The organism is Paenibacillus sp. ICGEB2008 (genome assembly GCF_000307675.1).
Taxonomy (GTDB): Bacteria; Bacillota; Bacilli; order Paenibacillales; family Paenibacillaceae; genus Paenibacillus; species Paenibacillus polymyxa.
The window spans coordinates 135,263-153,498 of record NZ_AMQU01000007.1; the positions used below are offsets into that span (position 1 = coordinate 135,263).

General features: G+C 45.0%; 15 protein-coding genes and 2 pseudogenes. 14 read left to right on the top strand and 3 right to left on the bottom strand.

Translation table 11 applies throughout. From position 1 onward, the window contains the following. Window positions 1–20: 20 nt before the first annotated feature. Window positions 21–1,229: an MFS transporter gene (locus C400_RS0105600; RefSeq protein WP_017426259.1), complete on the bottom strand. Its 1,209-nt coding sequence runs from the start codon at window positions 1,227–1,229 to the stop codon at window positions 21–23. A gap of 219 nt (window positions 1,230–1,448) precedes the next feature. Between C400_RS0105600 and cysK the strand changes: the two genes are divergently transcribed. The 14 genes and pseudogenes from cysK to C400_RS0105665 all read left to right on the top strand — a co-directional run bounded on the left by cysK (window position 1,449) and on the right by C400_RS0105665 (window position 15,867). Continuing rightward, on the top strand, window positions 1,449–2,372 hold the full coding sequence (gene cysK / locus C400_RS0105605) for a cysteine synthase A (RefSeq protein ID WP_017426260.1): 924 nt from the start codon (window positions 1,449–1,451) through the stop codon (window positions 2,370–2,372). A gap of 805 nt (window positions 2,373–3,177) precedes the next feature. Beyond that, on the top strand, window positions 3,178–3,339 hold the full coding sequence (locus C400_RS27445) for an epilancin family lantibiotic (protein ID WP_080561132.1): 162 nt from the start codon (window positions 3,178–3,180) through the stop codon (window positions 3,337–3,339). 66 nt (window positions 3,340–3,405) lie between these two features. Then, window positions 3,406–4,347 (top strand): S8 family serine peptidase, encoded by a 942-nt coding sequence (locus tag C400_RS0105615; RefSeq protein ID WP_226888857.1) that lies wholly within the window; start codon window positions 3,406–3,408, stop codon window positions 4,345–4,347. Between the two features lie 4 nt (window positions 4,348–4,351). Then, window positions 4,352–6,766 (top strand): lantibiotic dehydratase family protein, encoded by a 2,415-nt coding sequence (locus C400_RS0105620; protein WP_232795317.1) that lies wholly within the window; start codon window positions 4,352–4,354, stop codon window positions 6,764–6,766. Further along, the gene (locus tag C400_RS27450; protein ID WP_232795318.1) at window positions 6,690–7,436 is read left to right on the top strand and encodes a thiopeptide-type bacteriocin biosynthesis protein; all 747 of its coding nucleotides are present in this window, start codon (window positions 6,690–6,692) and stop codon (window positions 7,434–7,436) included. The genes C400_RS0105620 and C400_RS27450 overlap by 77 nt, the downstream gene beginning before the upstream one ends. A gap of 10 nt (window positions 7,437–7,446) precedes the next feature. Beyond that, window positions 7,447–8,718: a lanthionine synthetase C family protein gene (locus C400_RS0105625; RefSeq protein ID WP_017426262.1), complete on the top strand. Its 1,272-nt coding sequence runs from the start codon at window positions 7,447–7,449 to the stop codon at window positions 8,716–8,718. 15 nt (window positions 8,719–8,733) lie between these two features. After that, window positions 8,734–9,291 (top strand): DUF5823 family protein, encoded by a 558-nt coding sequence (locus tag C400_RS0105630; RefSeq protein ID WP_017426263.1) that lies wholly within the window; start codon window positions 8,734–8,736, stop codon window positions 9,289–9,291. Window positions 9,292–9,317: 26 nt separating this feature from the next. Continuing rightward, a complete protein-coding gene (locus C400_RS0105635) occupies window positions 9,318–11,099 on the top strand; it encodes an ABC transporter ATP-binding protein (RefSeq protein WP_026065373.1) in 1,782 nt (593 codons plus the stop codon). A gap of 93 nt (window positions 11,100–11,192) precedes the next feature. Continuing rightward, window positions 11,193–11,366, top strand: a pseudogene (locus tag C400_RS28655) (accessory gene regulator B family protein); the annotation flags it as partial. A 67-nt stretch (window positions 11,367–11,433) separates the two neighbouring features. After that, window positions 11,434–11,706: an accessory gene regulator B family protein gene (locus tag C400_RS28660; protein ID WP_442952194.1), complete on the top strand. Its 273-nt coding sequence runs from the start codon at window positions 11,434–11,436 to the stop codon at window positions 11,704–11,706. Between the two features lie 120 nt (window positions 11,707–11,826). Further along, window positions 11,827–13,173, top strand: coding sequence for a sensor histidine kinase (locus C400_RS0105650; protein WP_230877825.1), 1,347 nt, complete (start codon window positions 11,827–11,829; stop codon window positions 13,171–13,173). Next, the gene (locus C400_RS0105655) at window positions 13,170–13,949 is read left to right on the top strand and encodes a LytR/AlgR family response regulator transcription factor (protein WP_017426267.1); all 780 of its coding nucleotides are present in this window, start codon (window positions 13,170–13,172) and stop codon (window positions 13,947–13,949) included. Before C400_RS0105650 ends, C400_RS0105655 begins: the two co-directional genes overlap by 4 nt. Window positions 13,950–13,995: 46 nt before the next feature. Beyond that, window positions 13,996–14,754 (top strand): TraX family protein, encoded by a 759-nt coding sequence (locus C400_RS0105660; RefSeq protein WP_017426268.1) that lies wholly within the window; start codon window positions 13,996–13,998, stop codon window positions 14,752–14,754. Window positions 14,755–14,889: 135 nt separating this feature from the next. Continuing rightward, a complete protein-coding gene (locus tag C400_RS0105665; protein WP_017426269.1) occupies window positions 14,890–15,867 on the top strand; it encodes an aldo/keto reductase in 978 nt (325 codons plus the stop codon). An 83-nt stretch (window positions 15,868–15,950) separates the two neighbouring features. Here C400_RS0105665 and C400_RS0105670 read toward each other — a convergent pair whose 3' ends face one another. Continuing rightward, complete coding sequence (locus C400_RS0105670; protein ID WP_017426270.1) at window positions 15,951–16,751, bottom strand: WYL domain-containing protein; 801 nt, start codon at window positions 16,749–16,751, stop codon at window positions 15,951–15,953. Next, window positions 16,726–18,052: pseudogene (locus tag C400_RS0105675) on the bottom strand (helix-turn-helix transcriptional regulator). Before C400_RS0105675 ends, C400_RS0105670 begins: the two are co-directional and overlap by 26 nt. Between the last annotated feature and the right edge of the window lie 184 nt (window positions 18,053–18,236).

Sequence of the window (18,236 nt, forward strand, 5' to 3'; positions counted from 1 at the left end):
ATGAACGAAAGTCCTTTTTCTTATGACTGTATCTCTGCTATCGCTTCAGTATGAGCCGTCTTGCGATCCATCATGTAGCTGACCAGCATCAGCAGCAGACCGCCGACAGTAATGAGTGATGCAACCCATGGAATGGCGGGTAGCCCCATTTGGTTAATAACGACTCCTCCGATAAAAGCACCGCCTGCGTTGCCTAGATTCAATGCGGAATGGCTGGAGGTAGAGGCTAGCAAAGGAGCCTCATAGGCCAGATTCATGATACGAACCTGAATCCCCGGCATGATGCCGAATGCGGCAATCCCCCAGATAAAGACAGTGATCACGGCCAGTACCTTGTTTTGAAGCGTAAACGTCAGAATGGCCAGAATAATGGCCAGTACAGCATAGTTTGCAACCAAGGACGGAAGCAGCTTCCAATCTGCGAGCTTGCCGCCAACGATGTTGCCAATCGTGACACCTAGGCCGAACAGGACGAGAATCCAGGTAATGCTGTGTTCGGCAAAGCCACTAATATCCGTAAGCATGGGCGTAATGTACGTAAAGACAGTGAACAAGCTACCACAGCCAACTGCACCTGTGAGCAGCATCAGCAGCACTTTTGGATTAAACAGGCTTTTGACTTCTTGCTTGAGACTGGAAGGTTTGTCCTGCTGAATCACCGGAATGTAACGAATAATACCGAAGAGAGAAATCAAGCCGATCACAACAATGGCTCCAAAGGAAGCGCGCCAGCCGAGCTGCTGCCCGATAAAGGTGCCAAAGGGCACGCCAATAATATTCGCCACGGTCAATCCGGTCAGCACCATAGAGATGGCTCCTGCCCGCTTATCAGCACGAACCAGCCGGGCAGCGATCAAGGAACCTGCTCCCAAGAAGGTTCCGTGCGATAACGCAGTAGCCATACGGGCCGCAATCAGCAGTTCGTAGTTAGGAGCAATGACGGAAAAAAGATTGCCTAAAATGAATATGGACATCAGCAGACACAACAGCTTTTTTTGCGGAACCTTATGGGTTAATACAGTAAGCACAGGTGCGCCAATGGCCACACCAAGCGCGTAACTGGTGATTAATTGCCCGGCTTGCGGAATCGTAACATGAAGATCATGGGCTACATTGGGCAGAAGTCCCATAATGACGAATTCGGTCATGCCGATGGCGAAGGCACCAAGGGTTAACCATAGCAAGGAGGGGGGGAAGCGATTAGCTGTCATATTTTCTTGAGTACTCATAAGTTTCTTGTATCCTCCTGAAAAAATAGTAATGCGAGTATATCATTCCAGGCAACATCTGGCGACCCATTTTGCAAGAATTTTACATACTAAGTTGATAAGGTTTGTGTAATTTACAAAAGCGACAGGTTGGAAGGAGCCAATTATGTTATTTTGGTGGTAGTATGATATGAAGATAGGAAATGACGTTGTAAGGAATGATCCGGGGAGGATATAACAATGACACTTAAAGTGGTACATAGTATTACGGACTTAATCGGAGATACGCCTTGTGTGCGGCTGCAACGGCTCACAGGACCGCAGGATGCGGAAGTGTATGTGAAGCTGGAGTATTTTAATCCAAGCGGCAGTGTTAAAGATCGGGCGGCGGGCAATCTGATTGCCGAGGCGGAAAAGGCGGGACATCTCAAGCCGGGAGGCACGATTATTGAGCCAACCAGTGGCAACACGGGGATTGGTCTTGCGATGAATGCGGCAGCTCGAGGTTACCGTGCGATTTTGGTAATGCCTTCGAATATGACGAAGGAACGGATCAATATTTTAAAAGCCTATGGGGCTGAGGTCGTACTGACACCAGCGGAAGAACGGATGCCAGGAGCGATTCGTAAAGCTCTCGAACTGGGGGCAGAAATTGAAGGGAGTTTTATCCCGCATCAGTTTGAAAATGAAGCAAATCCTGATATCCATCGTACAACCACGGCACTTGAAATTTTGGAGCAGACGGAGGGGCGGTTGGATGTGTTCGTCGCTTCTTCGGGAACGGGTGGTACCATTACGGGTACAGGTGAAGTGCTGCGCCAGCATTTGCCGGATCTGCGGATTGTTGTGGTCGAGCCCAAGGGTTCGCCCGTCCTATCTGGGGGAAAACCCGGTCCGCATAAGCTGGTGGGAACGAGTCCGGGCTTTGTTCCCACCGTGCTGAATACGGAAGTGTATGACGAAATCATACAGGTTTCCGATGAGGATGCGATTGCGATGACACGGGCGATTGCTGCTCAGGAAGGGATTCTCGTCGGGCCCTCCAGTGGGGCTACAATATGGACGGCCATTCAGGAAGCCCGGCGTTTGGGAGCAGGCAAACGGGTACTCTGCATTGCCCCGGATACCGGAGAGCGTTATCTGAGCATGGGGATATTCGGATAAAAAGATGGGGATCGGGTCAAAGAGATTCGACTCATTTATATGTAAGATCCAGCCTCATTAATCGAAGTTACAGAAGTGAATTGGCGATATGGTAGACATAAACATTGAATACATCTTTGCCATATTCATAGGTTAATTTCACTCCTGACAAATCAATAAGCCACAATTCATAAGGTTATGGCTAATTAATTGTCGATTATAGCTTATATTCGTGAGAATTTTAAAAGTCTCACGGTTCATGTTCCGTTCTTCGACCTTATTTGTTTCTTCAGGATCCTCTTGAAAAAACCAAGTAATCAGAGAAGGAAACACCAAGCCTATTCTCCATTTCAGCAAGAGCTGCCTCAAACGGGTCAACTTATGAGATGCCGTGTACACGTAGTGCGTCGGTCAATTCCTTTACAGTCATGTCCTGTTTGAAAAAAATCGCAGTTCGTCCACAAGATCCAGCGTATCGTAAACATAGGGCGAGCGCTTTTTGCTAAGCATCTCTTCTTCAGCCGACTTATACGAGACACCTGTATAGGAACATACCGGATTCTTGCAAGCATCCGTCATGCTCTAAGCGTCAATCGTTCCGCTCTGTGTCGGTATTTTTTTTGTCATGCCGCATGGGAAGCAAAATGACTGCAATTTAGGAGGTTTGGAATACCTTTTAGGAATAAAGTTTAAAAAACGGGAGAATTAGATATATTCTTTATTCATCGACAGCAAGATATGACATACAGTCACTCACAATAAACATGATTAAGGGGTACCACTGAAATCATGTTTATTAGAATTTAATTTAGAGAGGAAGAGGAAAATGAAAGTAGATCAAATGTTTGACCTTGATTTAAGAAAGAGCTATGAGGCCAGTGAGCTTAGCCCACAAGCTTCAATCATCAAGACAACCATTAAGGTATCCAAAGCAGTATGTAAAACTCTTACCTGTATCTGTACCGGTTCTTGTTCCAATTGTAAATAATTCATAAGCGATTCGTAAGTCAGGGGTAGTGAAATGGGCTACCCCTACTTACATTATGGAGATTGCATGATAAAACCTAATATATATAATTGGCATGTAGCCCGGCTGACCGATCATTTTAGTTGTGGTGCAACTGTTGGTCAGCCGCTTACTATCCTGTTTATTGATACAGGCGTCGATAAATCCCACTCAGAGATCCAAGGTAATCTAGTTGAGGCAGAATGCAAGTCATTTGTACCTTATGAGCCTTGTATAAGCGATTACGTCGGGCATGGTACACAAATGGTTAGCTCTGTTACCGGCAAATATATATTGAAGGGGATATGCCCTTTCGCTCGGGTTGTTGTCTACAAAATTACGGACAAAAAAGGAATAAGCAAGCTTGAATGGTTGTATAGAGCGCTGGAAGAGGGTATTGCTAAAGGATATCCAATTATCAACGTCAGCTATCGTACAGAATATGAGGTCGACTTATTCGAGTTCAATAGGTTTCAGGCTTTGGTTGACTGCGCCAATGCGCAAGGCATATGGGTAGTCTGTTCCGCAGGAAACGATGGACGCGATATTACGCAGGAGTACAGAGTACCTGCGAATTTAAAGGGAGTATACCCAATTGGATCAACTAATAAGAACGGGGATATCTCCGGGTTCAGCAATACGCTCAACGATCAATTTTTTGCGCCGAGTGGTGATGAGTATGAAATCAATTACAACAATGATTGGGTAATGGTTGCCAAATCGAGCTTCGACACAGAGGATTACTTATACGAAGTGCTGGGATTTGACAAAGCATACACAGTGGGTATCGGTACGAGTATTGCCAGCGCCTTATTCAGCGGAGTTGTTGCCTCTCTTAGCGGAGAGCTTATCGCGCAGGGGATGAATGCCGGACGCACAGAAATGGAGTGTCTGCTCCGTCAAGGCGCGAGACTGATTGATGTTCAGCGGAATTATTATGAAGTAAGCCTTGCCGGTTCAATTCGTGCTTTAAGACAGATGAGAGGTTGATTGCATGTTGGAGAACTTTGAAATCTCGGAAAATTACATGTACCGGAAAACGTTGCTTGGCATGGAGCATTATACGCAGATATTTGATCATGAACAACTAGATGATGATGAATACCTTGACAGACTTGTACGGTTCGTTCAGCAGCAGGGGTTGATAGATTCCATTTATGTCTCCAGCCCCTCGACCTACGCTGCACTGCAAAGCCTGGAACAAGGCAGAACATTGAAGTCCAAAAAAAAGCGGAATCTTATCCTAAGTCTAAGCAAGTTCATTTCGCGGGCAATTTGTAGACCAACACCGTTTGGACTGTTCGCGGGAGTAGGCATTTCCCGATTTGGAAAAACGGGAGGCGCCGGGGAACATGTCGTCTGGGCAACTCCGGATTATAGCCTAATTTACCGCTTAATAGGGCTTTTCCATGGGGATGCGGATGTCCGCAATGAATTGAGACTGAGTGTAAATAACACCTCTTACATTGACCATCACAGGCTCGTCATCTCTTATCAGACTCTGTTTGCAGCAGATCAGGAGGAACGAAGCACTGAAAATATATCTATTCTCAAAACCCCGGTCATAGATTTCATCATGAAGATCCTTGATAAAGAGCAGCAGACTTTTCTGCAGCTTATGCAAGCTATAAAAGACGCCTTCGGCGTGGATGACACGATCAGCACAGATTTTTTGCAGCAATTGATAGAACAAGGCTTTTTAGTAAGTGAGATGATTCCCAATCCTCGGGATACCGCTCCTCTGGAGCATCTGATACGTACACTAAAGCTGCTTGCTGCTCCCAAGGCAGCATATTACTCAGATATTTTGGAGAGAGTTGGACAAGCCATTCAGGACATTACAGTTGCTGCGGTCAAACGCGAAGGCATTGAGGCTGTCCGAAAACTAGTCCAGCTTATCCTTCCCGATTATCAGGGCGACTTGGTCAAAATAGACGTAAGACTGAATCAGGTAAATGAAATTCTATTGTCGGACAGCGATAGGCAATCGTTGGCCCAAATAGCTTCAATATTGAGCATGCTTTCTACGTACAGGAAAGAGGATACACTTTCCGACTATCGTCAGCAATTTACTGAGAAGTACGGAGTATATGAAGAAGTGCCCTTATTGCAGTTGTTCAGTAAGACCTTGGGGCTCGGCAAACCTGAAGAGTACAAGAGCCACTACCAGAACGGAGATAAGTACAGGCACAAAGATGAAGGCAGGTTCCGACAGCTTAAGGCGCTAATTGCGGAGTGGCAGACCGAAGCGCTTGTCAATCATTCGGATATCGTGCTTGACGAGGTCAAAATCCAACAGCTGTCTGAATTGAGTCTGGAGAATGTCCATGTCTCGTTCGATTTGTATTATTCCTGCATGGAGAATGAGCAAGGTGAAGTTACGTTTTATTTAAACAACAGAGCCGGATCATTGGAAGCGTGTCAGAGCTTCGGAAGATTTGCCTACATGTTTGACAAGGATAGCCGTGATGAAATCTTCAATTTTGTCAGGAACCCGAAGGATCAGAAAGCAGGGGAGAGCGGCGCTGAAATCTCATTTTACCCATTCAGTCCCAAAATAACTAATATTATGACGGCAGGCCCGACACCAGACCAATCTATGGATATGGCCACGTTTCCCGAGAATCGGAAATTAGATGTTTCCCAGCTGCTGGTAGGGGTGGAGGATTCGGGATACTTTTATCTGAAGCACAGGGAAACAGGCGAACTGGTATTTCCCAAACTCAGCAGCATGTACAATACAGAGCTGGCGCCTTATCTGATCCGGTTTCTGAATGATATTAATCTGCAGTATCAGACCGGATGGTCCCATCTGGAGGAGTATCTCTATGATTCTTCTTTTACACCGAGAGTAACCTATAAAAATATCATCATCTGCCCTAAAAAATGGACATTATATGCGGATAAACGGCTCCAGAGCGAAGAACAGTTTTTGGCCTTTTTGGAGGATTGGATCATAAAGTATAACATTCCGCGATATGTATATTTGGTGGAGCTGGACAATAAGCTATTGCTGGATTTGGATCGCCATCATCATCGAAAGCTTTTGCACAAAGAATATACGCGGAATCCGGAAGGCAAGGCGGCTGTTATTATGGAGACGGAGAAAGAATTGTTCGCTTCCGTTAACCGGTATATGGAGGAGTGCGTATTTTTTTGCAAAAGCCCGATGTTTCAGTACTTGCCGATAGACAGATTGTCTGCACAGGCTACCGATAAAAGCTTAAATAAAGTGCTGAGTTCTTCGGTGAATGCTGTTTATTATCCAGGTTCGGATTGGATATCCCTGCAGGTATATTACAATCAGGAACTGCTAACCGATTTGCTGGGCAGTGCATTTAAGACATTCATGGACAATAGCGCCGAGTACTTCATTGACCAGGTTTTTTTTTGTCCAGTATGCAGATAAGGAGCCGCATATCAGGCTAAGGTGCAAAATGTCGGGAAGCGTAGAGCATCAGCGTTTCACGGCCTTGAACTATGTTTTTGATTTCCTGAATACTGTAACCTCGTCCGGATTGGTTAGTTCCTATTCGGTTGTTCCTTACCGGCCTGAAATTTTGCGGTATGGCGGCACAGCCTTCATTGAACAAGCGGAGAGGTTATTTGCTATCGATTCTTATCTAGTTTCAGGCTATTATGCAGGGAAGAGGTCAATTAATGCAACCGATCAGATGTTATTTTGCTGCACCGGACTTTTTGAGGTTGTGAACTGCGCGTATCCGCTGGTAGAAGATCAATTGAAGGCTATGGCTGCGATTATTGATCCAAAGAAATTCAGACAGGAGTACCGGGAACACAAAGAAGCGCTATTCCAAAGGATTCAACAGACCCGTTCCATATCCATGCCAGCAAGCGATAAAGACGACAGGTTGCGGCAATACGCTGCATATTTCACGGCTATCCGGGAAGCTGACGACAGAACCAATTACTACGATGATATTATGTTCAGCATCATGCACATGTTCTGCAACAGAGTGTTCGGCCTGGACCGGGAAAAAGAAGAGCTTGCCCTACACCTATGCTACTTCAGTTTGGAAGATTATTTACAGGTAAGCAAATATCATGTTGCCTATTGAGGAGGAGCTTATGGCGGTCAAACAAGTCCCGGGAAATTTATCTGAAATAGTCAGGCAAAGCGCAGAAATTTACAAAGATATAGATACTGTAACCCTGCTAATCAAGAAGCACGCCATGCATGATTACCCTGAAATGGAGCTGATATCGCTGGCTTCAGGATACCCCGGGATCAGCCTTCTTCTGGATAAGCTAGATGAAGTTTACCCGGGGGAAGGGTGGGCTGCGCTTGCTTTCAAGTACAATCAGGAGATTGTGCGTTTAATCGGTAATATACCGTTCCATTCATTGTCACTGTATACCGGATTAGCAGGCGTTATTTATCTGTTCAACGAGTGTTCAAGAGGTTCAACAAGATATACAAATGTGCTCTCGCAGACGCTGGATATGTTTCTTAGCAGCTACGGGGAGTTCTATGAGGAGACAAGAGGGAAATTGGAAGACTCTTTGATTGAGGATAGCGACTTGGATTTGATTTCAGGCTGGACGGGGATTGCAGCTACATTAATGGAGGTTAAGGAACGCCAGGACAGATACGTTGGGAAGCTGGATGCAGTGCTCCTTAAGATACTTCAACTGATTACGGATGCTGTAGGCAAGCTGAGACATTTCGAGGAACTTCCCGAACAGACCATTTATTATAATCTTGGCATGGCGCACGGAATTACAGGAGCCATTAATCTGCTGGCCGTTGCACATCTCCGCCGCTACCCGTTAACTGGATTGAGAGAAGTACTGGAAGTTGCCAAGACTTTTCTACACGGAAGTATCAGGGAGTGGAACGGCACCCTTGTCATACCTAATATGTTCACACCGGATGAATCCGCAGAGACTAGTCGGAATCCAGGTTATCACAGAGATGCATGGTGTTACGGCACACCGGGAGCTTCTGTGGCTATGTTCCGGCTGGGATTGGCCCTGGAGGACAAAGCACTGCAGCAGCAGGCTCTGCAATTGTTCAATACCGTCTACTCCAGACCAGATTCGCTAAGAAAGGTAATTTCACCGACGATCTGTCACGGCTATGCAGGCTTGGTCCTGATTCAGCACCATTTCAGCCGTGCGGCAGCCATGCCGTTTAAGGATGAATTTTTGCATCGTTTGTTATCATATCGAAATACTGGTGAGGGAGTACCTTTTATAGACCTTGAGGGAAGCGTCGATGATCCGTTATCTCTCGATAAAGTTGGGCTGCTCGATGGATGTGCAGGTGTATTGCTGACACTGCTGACCTGTGATAATGAGAACTTGAGTACATGGAAGCAGATGCTGGTATTTAGCTAACAGGAGGAGACGGTAATGTTCATTTTATTAAAAGAAATTATTACAGTCATGGTGGGACTGATTACCGATTTTCTCTCTTTTCAACTGGATGCATATTTTTATATTTGGTTTCTGGTCCTGTTTATTTCAAGCTTGGCAGCGACCCTGGTTCAACGAAGCGAAGGGACTATTACCTACAGCACAGCCGAATGTGTCGGAATAAATGTGCTAGTTGTCGTATTATACCTAGTAATCGGTACAATTTTGGCCAGATACTTTGCAAGTTTTGAGGATCAGCAGATTGTTGCTGAAGATAAGATTATGCTGTATAAAATTTCTTTTATGCTTACATCCGCTGTAATTATAGTGGATATTATACTAGATAGGTTGAAGAGAGGGCGGAAATTCTCCTACTCTTTGGAGTTTCTTGCCGGAAGCGCCGTGTGCTTCTTACTGTTCCAGTTAAGCAACCAAACGGACTGGATAGGAACCAAGCTGTCGCTCTCCTATATTGTCATGGTAGCGATAGCCGCAGGTGTCTATACAATGGCAATGAAGTTTTTGCTAGAATACGAAAATCACAAAGAGAAATAGGTGATTAAGCCATAATGGAATTGAATATGGAGAGCACGGCATATAAAAAGATCGGTGAAGAAAAACAAACGGCCCATTCCTTGCTGAAGTTAATCAAAATTGCGAGATGGCCCAAGCTTGCGCTTGCTTGGAGCATCGTATTTACACTGATTTCCGCCGCTTTTTCATTAGTATTGCCGATCATGACAGGCAAGCTTGTCGATAAGATCTCAGCTATGGAGCTGACGATCCAGACCGCAGCTGTGCTTATTTCGCTGTTTCTGGCCGGAGGGATTTTAAACGCCGTGTCTTCTCTGCTCCTCAGATATGTGGGGAGCAAGTTTTTTCAGGAACTGCGACTGAAAATTTGGGAAAAAATTATCCATTTGCCGGTTAATTATTTTGATAACAACGAGAACGGCAAAATCATCAGCAGAATGACGAACGACCTTGCTATTGTAAGTAATTTTCTAGCTATCACTCTGCCTTCTATTCTGGCTGATGTCCTGATGGTCACTGGTTGCATCATCATGTTATTTGTGTTGGATTGGAGATTAATGAGTGTACTCGTTGCTCTGATTCCTATAACGGCGCTACTAATCTATCCCATTGGAAGAAGGATGAATAGGGTAGCGGTTGAGGCACAGGATGCAGCCGCAGACTTTTCCGGTGAGTTATCCAAAATTCTCTATAACATCAGATTCATTAAAGCGACGACGTCGGAAAAGCTTGAAATGAAATATACTCGGGAGATACTTGGACGTATCTTTCGCTTGAACATCAAAGAGGGAATATTGTCAGCTGTCATTGAGCCGATTGTCACAATTATCATCATGCTAGCTTTGGTAGGAATGTTTTGGTATGGAAGCGCCGGCATTGCCGCTGGACATATCACTACAGGTACTCTGGTATCCATGATCTTTTATTTGTTTACAATGGTTTCGCCTCTGACCCAGCTCAGCAGTTTTTTCTCGCAGTATCAAAAGGCCAAGGGAGCAAGTAAGGAAATTTATACCATATATAACCAGCGAGATGAGAAGCAAGAAAAGTTAGGCAGTGTGCCGGACATGAAAAGTCATGATCAGAATTCGGATATCCTGCATTTTGCCAATGTTTCTTTCTCGTACAACCAGGGCCAACCGGTATTATCCAACGTGGAGTTAACCTTCAGAGGCTGTACCACTACAGCGATCGTAGGGCCTTCCGGCTCGGGAAAAACAACAATATTTTCTTTAATAGAGAAATTTTACTCAGAATATAATGGAGAAATCTATTACAATAATGTATATTTGGATAAGATTAGGACAGAAGAATGGCGTCGCAAAATATCCTATGTTATGCAGGATAGTGACTTACTGGTAGGATCAGTGAGAGACAATCTGGTATATGGCCTAAACAGAGACGCGGATGACCATGAGATTTATGCGGCTCTTGATACAGTAGGCTTGAAGGAGGTAATTTATCAATTACCGGATGGTTTGGATACCTTTGTTGGAGAAAGGGGAGTCAAATTATCGGGGGGACAGAAGCAGCGAATCCAGATTGCCAGATGCTTGCTTTCAGACCATGAGATTCTGCTGTTTGATGAAGCTACCGCCAACCTGGATAGCGAGTCAGAGCAGCTCGTCCATGATGTAATCAAGCTTCTCTCCAAGAATAAAATGACCATTGTTATCGCTCATCGTTTGTCAACCATCTACAAAGCGGACCAGATAATCTTTTTGGATAAAGGAGAAGTAACGGGGGTAGGCACGCATCACGAATTAATGAGTTGGCATGATAAATATCGTGATTATGTTCAATTCCAGCTTCCCGCACAATTAAGTTAGGGAGGGGCGGTGGCGTTGTATCATCAATTGTCAACGTGGATCGTTGATAAATACTTTCAAGACGAAGAATTGGAAGCGGAGAAGCGTGCTTATGTGCTTTATTATCTGGAGAACATACTGGCTGGCACAGAAAAAATACTTCTTGTATTGATCAGTGCCTGTTTGCTCGGTGTATTAGCCGAAACGGCTGCGATGCTGCTTTCCTATACAGTGGTCCGGCGAAAGTCCTTTGGCTGGCATGCTCGCAAGTCGCATCATTGCACCTGGGTCAGTCTACTGACCTTTGTGTTTGTTCCCTGGCTCTTAAAGGAAGTAGAATGGAACCGCTTTTTTTTTGGCGACGCTCTGTCTGCTTTCTATCATTCTGATTGTCAGATACGCTCCGGCCGATACGGAGTGCAATCCATTGGTAGATCCGAAGTTCAGAAGAGCATGCAGATTACAAGCTATCTTTTTAAGTATAGTGTTTGTTTTCATGGCCATCGCACTAGATTTTTATCCTTGGTTAATATTTGGGCTGTTTCTTGAAGCAGTTGTCATCACACCAGTATTCTATTCCATAATGAGAAGGAGTTATGCCAATTATGAACAATATCAAGAATATTAAAGAATACAGAAATAACCATACTCAGAGACTCAAGGCTAAGCTACTGGAGCATATGAGTAAAAGAGGTGAAGGAGGAGGGATTTGTTTCGGGTTGTTCTATGAACCAGTCAACCCAAAAGTTTGGAAATTGAACAAAAAATGATTACATCCGGCATTTATTTTTTGCAATACACCAGCTATCTTGTAATATATCATATGGTCAGCGGCAATGGTCTAAGCGTTTTCCGTATGAATTATAAGCTGCTGCTGTTTTTAGTCATGTATTATTTTATCGGAATAACAGCTCTGAATAACTTCGGACTGATTGTTTACCTATTTCTATTTGTGCTACTGGCATTATACGGGTGGTTGACCGACAAATATGAATCCTTGTGGGTCATAGGCTTCTACGCCATCCTTACCATCTTCATTACGACACTGCTGGGTTATTTCATAACGGTAATCAGCTATGCGGTTCCTTATGAATATAAAAACAAATGGACGGCGCCCTTCCTAACCGCTTGTTCACCTCCGCTGATCTACTTGGCGCTCCGAAAGCTTGTGTCTTATTTGTTTCCTACTCCGGCGGTCAGGCTTTTGAAGATATATCGGATTAAGCTTATCGTCGGAGCTTCTTTAATCTTAGTCTTGGGGATCATCGGACTAGGACTGATTATCTATTCGGAGTGTGAAAGCAACAATCCGTATCCAAGCAGATTAAAGATTGTGTTGATGCTGATCGGCTTGACCTCCATCTTCCTGATGACGATCAATTGGCTGTATCGCTTCCTGCGTGAACGTGAGCTAGAGAAGAACAAGACGGAACAATACCTGCAGCTGGAGGCTTATATTATGGAGATTGAAAAAATGTACGAAGACATCCGCGGCTTCAGACATGACTATACCAATATCCTGTTAATGCTGGACGAGGGGATCAGAACTGGGGATTTGGCGATGATCAAGCGGATATATGAGAGTTCTATCCAACCTACTGCCTCACAGTTGAACGGATATTCCTATAGTCTGGATAACCTGATTAATCTGGACGTGAGTGAGCTCAAGAGTATTATTACATCCAAGGTGCTGGTGGCAAAGAAGCGTGGAGTTGACGTAAAACTGGAAATTGATAGCGGTATCAGTGAAATGTATATGGATATTATAGACCTTTGCAGAGTAATCTCTTGTTTCCTGGACAATGCAATCGATGCGGCACTAGAGACCTGCAATCCGTCCATAAATATTGTGCTGATCCATGAAGACGATATTCAGACGGTGACGATACGAAACTCTTATAATCATTCTGCACTTGACGGGATTAAGGTGAATGATCTCTACAAACGGAACTTTTCAACGAAAGCGGACAATCGAGGTCTTGGCTTGTACAATATAGCAAAGGTGCTGCGCAGCAACAAGTATGTAACTTTGGATACCAAAAAGGAACCGGATTTTTTCACGCAAACATTAATTATAAAGAGAGCGACATCATGAATATTTTTATTCTGGAAGATCAGTTTATCCAGCAGCGCATAATGGAAAAGATGGTCCGTAAAAGCTGCGAGGAACTTGGCATCTGCTGCAGCAATCTCATTGCCACCAGTAAGCCGGATCTCCTGCTTTTTGAATCTAAAGCTTGTGCGAATAACTTGTATTTCCTTGATATTGAAATCTCTGGTTGTCAGATGAAGGGACTGGAAGTTGCCCAGGAAATCAGAAAATATGATATGTATGGGCATATTGTCTTTGTAACTACCCACGGTCATCTGTCTCCGCTTACCTTCCAATATAAGGTAGCAGCTCTTGATTTCATTATCAAGGATGCTACTCAGGATGAAATGGAAAAAAAGGTCAGAGAAGTTCTTGTTGTTGCCCATCAAAGAAAGCCTGTGTTGGATGTCAATGATTGGTTTATACTCGACAATAAATTTACGAAATTTCAAATTTCCTTCTCCAGCATTTATTACTTTGAAACAACCGGTGTTCCCCACAAAATCCGTCTGGTTTCCGAAAACAGAACTCTTGAGTTTTACGGCGATCTGAAAGATATTGAGGCTAAGGACCCAAGGTTGTTCCGGTGTCATCGGGCATTTATCGTAAACCTGATGAAGGTGGAATCTATAGATAAGAGCAAGAAGGAGATCATTTTTCAAACCAATCAGAATTCCGGAGAAGCAAGGCGCATTATTCCCGTTTCCCGCCAATTGTTGAAGCACCTCTTAGATAAGATGGGAGACCGGAGCCTCCTGAACAGACCTGTTTACGAATAGAATAGATACGGAGGGCATAGTTCTTCGGGAAGAAAAGGGGAGGAATATGGAACAAAGATTATCCGTTCAAGCAGAGGTGAAAGGCATTGATGCCACCAGTTTAAAATTAATTGCAGTATTGGCAATGCTAATTGATCATATTGGAGGGCTATTTTTTGCCGATTTTTTGGGCTTTCAGGTGGTAGGCAGAATTACATTGCCTATCATGGCTTTTTTTGTAGCCGAAGGATATATCCATACCAGAAGCTTCAAAAAATATACAATGCGCCTTGCTCTAACCGGGCTAGCCAGTGTGGTGCCTTACGGATTGGTATTTAAAGATTGGTATACTTCGGGAAACATCATGCTAACGTTGTTGATGGGCCTACTGGCAATATGGTTCTATGACAACACGACCAATCCTGTGCTTAAATACTTGGCTATTTCGGCTCTTTGCGTAGTCTCTCTTTTGGGAGACTGGAGTGTGATTGGAGTGTTCCTGGTTCTGGCTTTCTATGTGGCTCGCAAACAACAGAAGATTTACAACGGATGGATTATTGCAATAATTGCGCTTATGTTCATTTTCGGAGTCATCATTATATGGGCTGTTCCCGATTCGCTCAGCATCATGGGCATCAACGCCAGCACAATGAACGAATATCTTTATCCGTTTGCGATCGGCGGGGCCTGTATTTTTGCACTCCCTTTGCTATCCCGATATAACGGAGAGAGGGGAAAAGGCCCACGAACCTTCTTCTATTTGTTTTATCCGCTGCATTTGCTCGCGCTTTATCTGCTGAAGTTGGCTATTGATTATTACATATAAGAAGGGCTGTCTAATAAGTAACTAAAATAAAATCAGACGGGAAACGACATGTTTTCCGTCTGATTTTTGCGGTTTGACGAACTATTCGAATGTTGATGAAGCAAGGAATACTTTGAGGGTTCAAGGAGGAGCAGCATGAAAATTATGCCTTTACAGAAACGTGGAATCTCCGATAGTCGGCTGGTACTTGGCTGCATGCCTTTTGGTGGAGAATGGAGCCATGCACCGTATACACAGGAGCATGTCGTTGAAGCGGAGAGAGCTGTAGAAGCTGCACAATCCATCGGGATTACGATGTTTGATCATGCGGATATCTATCGTATGGGAAAAGCGGAAGAAATTTTCGGTCGGATTTTAAAGGGACAGCCCGGATTGCGTGAACAAATCGTAATTCAGTCCAAATGCGGCATTTTTTTGCCGGATGGCACGCTCCCAGGCCGTTTTGATTTCTCATATGATCATATTATGGAGTCCGTAGATGGTATCTTGAAGCGTCTGGGTACTGAGTATTTAGACATCCTGCTGCTGCACCGTCCCGATCCGCTGGTAGAGCCGGAAGAAGTAGCGAAGGTGTTCAGCGAGCTTAGGACATCCGGCAAAGTACGGCATTTTGGCGTTTCCAATATGAATGTAAGCCAAATTTGTTTTCTGGAGCGTAGCCTAACGGAGCCGCTGATTGTTAATCAGCTGGAGATGAGCCTGGCACATCTGCATTTTATAGATCAGACCGTACACGTGAACCAGCAGGCAGGGACGAATGTACATTTTGGCGAAGGATTGCTGGAATATTGCCAAACTGAGGATATTCAGCTCCAGGCTTGGGGACCGCTGGCGCATGGACGTTTTAGCGGAGGTTCTCTGGAAGGAGAGCCTGAGCATATCCGTAAGACGGCAGAACTGGTGCAGAAGCTGGCTTCTGAAAAGGGGACGACACGTGAAGCGATCGTCCTGGGCTGGCTGATGAAGCATCCGGCACGGATTCAGCCTGTCATTGGCAGCGCCAATCCTGAACGAATCAAAGCATGTCAGGATGCAGAACGCCAGAGCGAGCTGATGACCCGTGAGGAATGGTATCAATTGTATGTCAGTGCACGCGGACAAGCCTTGCCATAACTCGTTTAACAGGCCCTCCTTTCGTCTCATTAGCAGACGGAGGGAGGGCCTTTACGTGGATTCATCCTATATTTCTTCAGCAGCTATTCCTCTTCGTATCGTGCGAGGGCCTTGGCAGTTGTTTCCTTCATTCGCGATATTAATCGAGAGCCTTGAACGACCTTGACACGTTTGCCGAGGAAGCGGATTTTGGATAACACATATTCACATTCGTCTGCCTGGAAAGTGAGCGTAATACGATAGGTATCTGCTTCCTGATCATATTCGACCTCCTTTTCAAAACAGGAAAAAGCATATAAAATACGAGACATTTCACCGTTATATATAGGAATAATTTCGATGATGCCCTGTTCTTTGCGTGACTCCAGTATACCGAGTATTCGTTGGGTAAACGTCTCGGCTTCTTCAGGTCGGATCTCATCCTCCGTAACGGTTACGATGTTGGACAGTTTGGTGGACATAAATGCGCGGTGGCGGCGATTATACCACAGCAGACTCCATTCTTTTTTGACCATGGAAAACTCCAGCTTATATGGGAATCCGAACATTCGCTCATGCAGGCGTCCGTTGCGCAGTTTGTAGGTCATACAGATGCCTGAACGGGATCGCAGAATGGAACGCAATTCACGCAGGAGTGGATGATAAACCGAAGCAGCAGGGACCCCTGCTTTTTCGCGCAGGCTGCCATCAGCCTCCAGAGGCTCGTCATCTGCAAGTAATTGCCGAAGCTTATCAAGTGTAGAGGGGGTAAAAGCCTCTGTCGCTGCCGAGTCTGCAAGCATGGACTTAAGCCAGACTCTTTCCTGCGATGTGGTAGCAAAAGCGCCCGATTCATCCAGTCGTGAGACGATCTGATAGTTAAATATTTTCTCGAACAGGCTCATAATAGGCTTGCAGCTCCTTCCATTCCTGTCTGAATTCCTTACGCAGCCGCTGGGGCTCCAATACCTCACAGCTTGATCCGAAGCTGCGAATCCACGGTTTAATCTCAGTGATTCCATTCACTGTGATTTCATAGATAAAGGATTCACTTTCTTCCTCCGTAATCGTACCCCATTGTCCTTGTGACAGCACACGTTCCCGAATAAAGTTGCGTTTTGCCCCTTCGGGATTAAAAAAACGTACCCTTACCTTCACGGGACGACCCGTATCAACAAGCCAGCTGTATCGCATTTTTTCCTCCAACACGGCTAACAGGTCGGCATAAAGCTGTTCTGGGACAGGCTTGCCCTCCACCAATTGGGTCATGCCCTCCATACGAAACTTCATGATTCCTTTGCCGCCCACATGACCAAGCACGTACCAACGTCCATATTGATGATCATAGATGACTTGCAAGGGCAGAATGGTATGTTCACGGCCTTCAGTCTCTTTTTCAAATCGTGGGTTGGTGTTCTGTGACCCGTACATGCTTCGTTTGGATGCCGAAAAATATAAAAAGTTTACGCAGCGGCGTTGCCGAATGGCATGCAGAAGCGGATGAATATGGGCTTCGTCCAGAATGCGTGAATAATAATGGTATTTATATAAAAAAAGGCTCTGCCATCTCCCGATCTCCGAGCTGACGGCGCATGGCCTTTTTAAGATGATCTCGCAACAGATATCCCTGCACAGAGGGGAGCTGAGTGTTGGCCATAATGTCCACAAAATCATATAAGTCCAGTAATTCCTCGTCCGTCAGTTCTGTCACCAGATCGTTACGGACAGCATAGCGATAGGGTCTGCCGCCAGGCTCCTTACGAACTACGCCGACTTCGACCAGATATTTCAGATCAGAACGGATTGTTTTTTCATCCGGCAGTGCACTGTCGGAAGGCAGCCCATTGCAGCAAGCGTCCAGCAGTTCCATGGTGGTCATAGGCTGTGATTGCAGCGCTGTCAGCAGAAGGGATAAGCGGACGCTTTCCGATTCCTTGAGCGATTTGGCCCGAAACAGGAATAACAATAATGGGTCAGCGGATTCGTAATAATTAAAGCGCAGCATCTCATTAAAATCATGTCCCTGTTCCGCAGGAAGCTGCTGTTGTACGGATTGGACGATTTCCTTGAGGCGCCGGATCGTCTTATCAAAGGTATGTACCGAAATGCCAAGTCTGTCTGCAAATTGCTGCCGATTATAAGCGCCGCTGGTTAGTGTGAGCATACGCAGGAACTGAATTTCTTTATCAAAACTCTCTCTCGCCATGATGCATTCCCCGTTTCTGTAGCCGTTCTCCGAAAATAAGTATCCCTTTATTCTAACAGGGAAGGGATGCAGGAAAAAGGTAATTTATTCATCTTTGTAATACTTTCACCATGTTCATGACTTCCAAAATAAAGGATTATAGGGATATAAGGTAGCACGATAAGTAAAAAGTCATACATAACAG

Bases quoted from the DNA above. Each gene is read 5' to 3' on its own strand.
- C400_RS0105660 (WP_017426268.1), top strand. From the start codon at position 13,996: ATGGAACAAAGATTATCCGTTCAAGCAGAGGTGAAAGGCATTGATGCC.
- C400_RS0105630 (WP_017426263.1), top strand. From the start codon at position 8,734: ATGTTCATTTTATTAAAAGAAATTATTACAGTCATGGTGGGACTGATT.
- C400_RS27445 (WP_080561132.1), top strand. From the start codon at position 3,178: ATGAAAGTAGATCAAATGTTTGACCTTGATTTAAGAAAGAGCTATGAG.
- C400_RS0105635 (WP_026065373.1), top strand. From the start codon at position 9,318: ATGGAGAGCACGGCATATAAAAAGATCGGTGAAGAAAAACAAACGGCC.
- C400_RS0105620 (WP_232795317.1), top strand. From the start codon at position 4,352: ATGTTGGAGAACTTTGAAATCTCGGAAAATTACATGTACCGGAAAACG.
- C400_RS0105670 (WP_017426270.1), bottom strand. From the start codon at position 16,751: ATGAGCCTGTTCGAGAAAATATTTAACTATCAGATCGTCTCACGACTG.
- C400_RS0105625 (WP_017426262.1), top strand. From the start codon at position 7,447: ATGGCGGTCAAACAAGTCCCGGGAAATTTATCTGAAATAGTCAGGCAA.
- C400_RS0105665 (WP_017426269.1), top strand. From the start codon at position 14,890: ATGAAAATTATGCCTTTACAGAAACGTGGAATCTCCGATAGTCGGCTG.
- C400_RS0105600 (WP_017426259.1), bottom strand. From the start codon at position 1,229: ATGAGTACTCAAGAAAATATGACAGCTAATCGCTTCCCCCCCTCCTTG.
- C400_RS0105615 (WP_226888857.1), top strand. From the start codon at position 3,406: ATGATAAAACCTAATATATATAATTGGCATGTAGCCCGGCTGACCGAT.
- C400_RS0105655 (WP_017426267.1), top strand. From the start codon at position 13,170: ATGAATATTTTTATTCTGGAAGATCAGTTTATCCAGCAGCGCATAATG.
- cysK (WP_017426260.1), top strand. From the start codon at position 1,449: ATGACACTTAAAGTGGTACATAGTATTACGGACTTAATCGGAGATACG.